The sequence below is a fragment of the Rhodopseudomonas sp. B29 genome, assembly GCF_000333455.1.
GTDB lineage: Bacteria > Pseudomonadota > Alphaproteobacteria > Rhizobiales > Xanthobacteraceae > Rhodopseudomonas.
Genome location: NZ_BADD01000021.1, coordinates 1 through 4,788, shown reverse-complemented (window position 1 = coordinate 4,788; position 4,788 = coordinate 1). Strand labels below are relative to the sequence as shown.

5 protein-coding genes and 2 pseudogenes are annotated in these 4,788 nt (G+C 65.7%); 3 read left to right on the top strand and 4 right to left on the bottom strand.

The genetic code is table 11. The features are described from left to right. Together I5M_RS00640 and I5M_RS00635 are read right to left on the bottom strand one after the other, a co-directional pair. On the bottom strand, nucleotides 1-279 hold a 279-nt coding region (locus I5M_RS00640; RefSeq protein ID WP_031334864.1), incomplete at its 3' end, for an MFS transporter. Nucleotides 280-541: 262 nt separating this feature from the next. Beyond that, nucleotides 542-967: a VOC family protein gene (locus tag I5M_RS00635; protein WP_022719633.1), complete on the bottom strand. Its 426-nt coding sequence runs from the start codon at nucleotides 965-967 to the stop codon at nucleotides 542-544. A 146-nt stretch (nucleotides 968-1,113) separates the two neighbouring features. Between I5M_RS00635 and I5M_RS00630 the strand changes: the two genes are divergently transcribed. The 3 genes and pseudogenes from I5M_RS00630 to I5M_RS00620 all read left to right on the top strand — a co-directional run bounded on the left by I5M_RS00630 (nucleotide 1,114) and on the right by I5M_RS00620 (nucleotide 2,943). Then, nucleotides 1,114-1,557: a MarR family winged helix-turn-helix transcriptional regulator gene (locus I5M_RS00630; RefSeq protein ID WP_022719632.1), complete on the top strand. Its 444-nt coding sequence runs from the start codon at nucleotides 1,114-1,116 to the stop codon at nucleotides 1,555-1,557. 394 nt (nucleotides 1,558-1,951) lie between these two features. Next, nucleotides 1,952-2,417 (top strand): annotated as a pseudogene (locus I5M_RS28940) (metallophosphoesterase family protein). A 178-nt stretch (nucleotides 2,418-2,595) separates the two neighbouring features. Then, a complete protein-coding gene (locus I5M_RS00620) occupies nucleotides 2,596-2,943 on the top strand; it encodes a 5-carboxymethyl-2-hydroxymuconate Delta-isomerase (RefSeq protein ID WP_022719631.1) in 348 nt (115 codons plus the stop codon). A gap of 149 nt (nucleotides 2,944-3,092) precedes the next feature. Here I5M_RS00620 and I5M_RS00615 read toward each other — a convergent pair whose 3' ends face one another. Further along, nucleotides 3,093-4,382, bottom strand: coding sequence for a DUF892 family protein (locus tag I5M_RS00615; protein ID WP_022719630.1), 1,290 nt, complete (start codon nucleotides 4,380-4,382; stop codon nucleotides 3,093-3,095). A gap of 87 nt (nucleotides 4,383-4,469) precedes the next feature. Further along, a pseudogene (locus I5M_RS28935) lies at nucleotides 4,470-4,788 on the bottom strand (ABC transporter substrate-binding protein); the annotation flags it as partial.

The following is a 4,788-nucleotide window of genomic DNA, read 5'->3' as shown; positions in this document are numbered from 1 at the left end:
GGCGCGGCTGGCGAGCGCCAGGCTCGCGGCCAGCACCACGGAGCCGGTCAACACGACAGGCTTCGGCCCGAACCGATCCGACAGATTGCCCCACGCCATGCTGGCGGCGGCCATGGCGAGAAAGCCGATGGTCATCGCCGTCGACAAACCGGTGACCGACCAGCCGGTGTCCGCCGACATCGGCCGCAGGAAGACGGGCAGCGAGAACATGGCGCCGACGGCGACGCAGCCGAGCAGGCCGCCCGCGGCGACGATGACCCAGCGATAGGGATGGTTCATGGGATGTCTTCCTGAAATCTGAGCCGTTCGTCATTGCGAGGAGGCGGAGCCGACGAAGCAATCCAGCTCGGAGCACGGAGCTGGATTTGCTTCGCGGAGCCTGTGCCCGGACGGCGCGAAGCGCCGATCCGGGTGCTCGCAATGACGCCGAAAGGCTTCGTTCCTTACGTGACCTCAGTTAATGGGCTTAGGACGACGCGACTTGGCGAGGGCCGACAGCACGGCGAGATAATTTTCAGCCGCGTCGCCTCCCGTCAGCGGCTCACGCCACCGGCCTCGTATTGACCATCCACGGGATGCCGAAGCGGTCGATCAGGGAGCCGAAGCCGGGGGACCAGAAGGTTTCGCCGAACGGCATCATCACCTTGCCGCCCTCGGACAGTTGTTCGTGCCAGCGCTGCGCCTGCGCCTTGTCGGTGGTGTGCAGCGTCACGTCGAAGCCGTTCTTCGGCTTGTCGATGTTGGAGGCCCAGGCGACGTCCATATCGGCGCCCATCAGTGCCTGATCGCCGACCTCCAGCCAGCAATGCATCAGCCAGGTCTTGTACTTCGGATCGGTGATCGGCATGTCGGGCGGTCCGTCGCCATACGGCATCGCGGCGGTGATCTTGCCGCCGAGCACGCCGGCGTAGAACTCGAACGCCTCGCGGCACTGTCCCTGGAAGCTGAGGCTGGTGACGATCTGCATGCGGCATGTCTCCCTTTGTCGGCCGGCGCCGTGCCGAGCGTGGTTTGGGCGCGCTGTTTGGCAGGACCCGCCAAGCGGTTCCGGCGTCTTGCTCTTCGGCTATTAAGTTGATATCAACGTAGATTGAAACGAGAGTCAACGGCGCCGTGAGCCCATCCGTCGATCCGCCGTTTGCCACCACGATCCTGGTGCGCGACAGCTGCCTGTGCCTGCACGCGCAGCGCGCGGCGCGGGCGCTGGCGCGGCGGTTCGACGTCGCACTGGCGCCAGCTGGGCTGACCAGCGGGCAGTTCTCGCTGCTGATGTCGCTGAACCGGCCGGAGCCGCCGACGGTGGGCAGCGTCGCGGCGCTGCTGGCGATGGACCGCACCACGCTGACGGCGAACCTCAAGCCGCTACAGGGCAGGGGCTTGGTCAAAATCACAGTCGATCCCGACGATCGCCGTGCCCGCCGCCTGCATCTCACCGCCGCCGGACGTAAGGCGCTGGCCGCTGCCGTGCCGATCTGGCGGCAACTCCACGCCGCGATCGAAACCGAGCTGACCGATCCTGATCAGCTACGCAGCGAGCTGAATCGGTTGGCGCGTTAGTTCGTCGCACAGGGCCAGCACTGGAACTAATTTCATTGTTCCGGAAGTCGTTCGTCGGTTCGAAAAGTACCCTGCGCAGGCTCCGTAGCGGTACGTAGATGCTATTCTGATCGACAAGCGTAGAGTTGACGAAGCTGTGACGTCGTTGTCATGGCCTTTCGGCACAGCGGTGTGAACCAAACCCCGCTCTATCAATTGATGGATCAAGAGGGTATTCCGCATGCTCGTCAGTAAGAGACCGACGCGATTACTCGGAATGTTTCAGGCCCTGAGCTGGCTGCGCTCAGGCGCGTCGGCCTGTTCTGTGCCAGCGCCGACCCGGCCGCGCCCGGCGGCCCGCAAGCCGCGCTCCGCCCCCGTGGCCCCACGCGCGCGGACGCGCTAAACTGGTCTCGTGCTGATCGGCGTCATCTCGGATACTCACGGTCTGCTGCGGCCGCAGGCGCTGCGCCTGCTCGAAGGAGCCGATGCCATCATCCATGCCGGCGACATTGGCGATCCGGCCATCATCCCGGTGCTGCAGGCGCTGGCGCCGGTCACCGCCATCCGCGGCAATATCGATCGTGCCGCCTGGGCCCGCGGCTTCGCCGAGACGGAGCAGGTCGCGCTTGGCGGCCGTTCGATCTTCGTGCTGCACGACCTCAATACACTGTCGCGCGATCCTGCCGCCGAGGGCATCGACGTCGTCATCAGCGGCCATTCGCACGTCCCGAAGAATCGAGACGTGCGGCGGCGTGCTTTATCTCAACCCCGGCAGCGCCGGCCCGCGGCGCTTCAAGCTGCCGATCACGCTGGCGACGCTGCGCATCGCGCGCGGCGAGATGCGGGCTGAGATCCACGCGGTGGAAACCGCGAACTAATCGTCGCTCTGTAGCCCGGAAGCAGCGCAACGCAATCCGGGACTGCAGCTCTGCGTTATGCGGCCTTCCCGGATTTCGCTTCGCTGCATCCGGGCTACGCGCCTGCGGGGCTTGACCGCGCGCGTGCGAGCGCCAAAGAACACCGCACCCTCTGTCCCCAGCCAATCGGACCGCCGCGATGCCGCATCTCGTCATGGACTATTCGAACGATCACCTCGGCCGGGGCCGCATCGCGCCGCTGCTGGAGCAACTCGCCGCCACCGCCGCGGCGACCGGGGTGATGCAGGCTGCGGACATCAAGGCCCGCGCCCGCGGCTTCGACGACTACCTGGTCGGCGGCAAGCGCGACAGCTTTTTGCATCTGACGGTGTTCATGCTGGCCGGCCGCACGCCCGCCCAGAAGGTCGCGCTCAGCGTCGCGCTGCGCCAGACGCTGGTCGAGCATTGCCCCGACATCACCAGCCTCAGCGTCGATATCCGTGACATGGATCCGGATGCGTACAAGAAGCGGTTGAAAAGCGAGTAGGGCAACGCTCCCTCTTAGGGTGGGCAAAGCGCAGCGTGCCCACGCGCCACGGGCAGGATGCTGCGGACCGGCGACGTGGGCACGGCGCTGTGCGCCTTTGCCCACCCTACGATTGAGGAGCCGGCGCGACGCACCGGCTCCTCATCGGCTCAGGCTTCTTCGTCGAGCTCGGCCTGCTCGATGGCGGCCGGCATTTTGGCGACCGACATCAGCGTGCGGGCGACCTGGTTGAGGAGCTGATCGGCATTCTGCTCCTCGGCCAGCGAGGTGGAGAGCAAATCGACCAGGGCCGAGTGACGCAGCTGCTGGGCGAGATTGCGTGCCGTGGTGTAGGCGGAGATCTCGTAGTGCTCGACCCGCTGAGCGGCGCCGATCAGGCCGAGATCGGCGGCGGCGTCGGTTTTGTCCTCGCCTTGCGCCATCACCTCCTGGCCTTCTTCGACGAGGCCCATCATGCCCTTGCACGGCTTGGCGCGGTTCGGCGCGCCAAGCAGCGACAGGCATTCGGTGAGACGTTCGACCTGCAGCTCGGTCTCGTCCAGATGCAGCTCGAACAAATCGCGCAAGCGGTCGAACCGCGCGGCCTTGACCATCTTGGGCAGCGCCTTGAGCAGTTGCTTCTCGGCGTGGAGAATGTCGCGTAGCTCGTCGACCAGGAGCTCGTTCATTTCCTCGTCGCCGGGCAGCGGCGCGCTCTCGGCCTTGATCGGCGTCGCGGCGTCGTCGCCGGCGGCCTGCTGCAAAGCGGGCGAGGCGACGTATTCCCAATCGCCGCCCTCGTTCCACGGACCGCGGGTGTCGATCTCGCCTTCGTCGCCGCTGCCGGTCGAATCGTTGAAGAACTGATCGACCAGGCCCGGCGTCGGCGCGATCGCGCCGATCGAGAACGCCGGCTTCTTCATGCTTTCCAGCGCGGCGGCGAACGCCTTCATATGGGTGATCTCGCGCGTCATCAGGAACTGCAGCGCGTCCTTGGTGCCGGAATCGTCGCAGAAATTGATCAGCCGCTCGTAGACGATCTTGGCGCGGGCTTCGGCGGCGATGTTGCTGCGCAGATCGACGTCGAGCTCGCCGGTGATCTTCAGATAGTCCGCGGTCCAGGGATTGCCCTGCGAATTGAACAGATTGACGCCGCCGCCGCCGGCGATCGCGATGAGCGGATCAGCCTCCGCGGCCTGGCGGTCGAATTTCGACGGCTTCAGATGCATCCGCGCCAGGCAACCGACGACTTCGAGATGGCTGAGCTCTTCGGTGCCGATGTCCATCAACAGGTCCTTGCGGTCCGGGTCCTCGCAGTTGAGGCCCTGGATCGAATACTGCATCGCGGCCGCGAGCTCGCCGTTGGCGCCGCCGAACTGCTCGAGCAGCATGTTGCCGAAGCGAACGTCGGGCTCGTCGACACGTACGGTGAACATCAGTTTCTTGACGTGGTGATACATGGGCCGGCTTTCTGTGTCGGATTGATCAGGGCGCGGGAGTGTGGGCACAACCGCGTGCATTGCGCGGAGTTCCGACGCACGCGACATTCAAGAGCGCTTACCGATCGCGGCCGCCTTGTCGGCGTCGTACCACCACAGCGCCGGCAGGCCGGAGCGGGCGTATTTCGGCAGCGGCGCGTGGTTGAAGCGATCCCAGCGCGCGTAGCGCATGAAGCCGTAGGTGAATTGCGGCACCACGTAGAAATTCCACAGCAGCACGCGATCGAGCGCGCGGGTGGCGGCGACCAGTGAGGCGCGATCCTTGGCGTAGATCACCTTGTCGATCAGCGCATCGACGGCCGGGTTCTTGATGCCGATGGTATTGCGCGAGCCCGGAGTGTCGGAAGCGTGCGAGCCCCAGTATTCG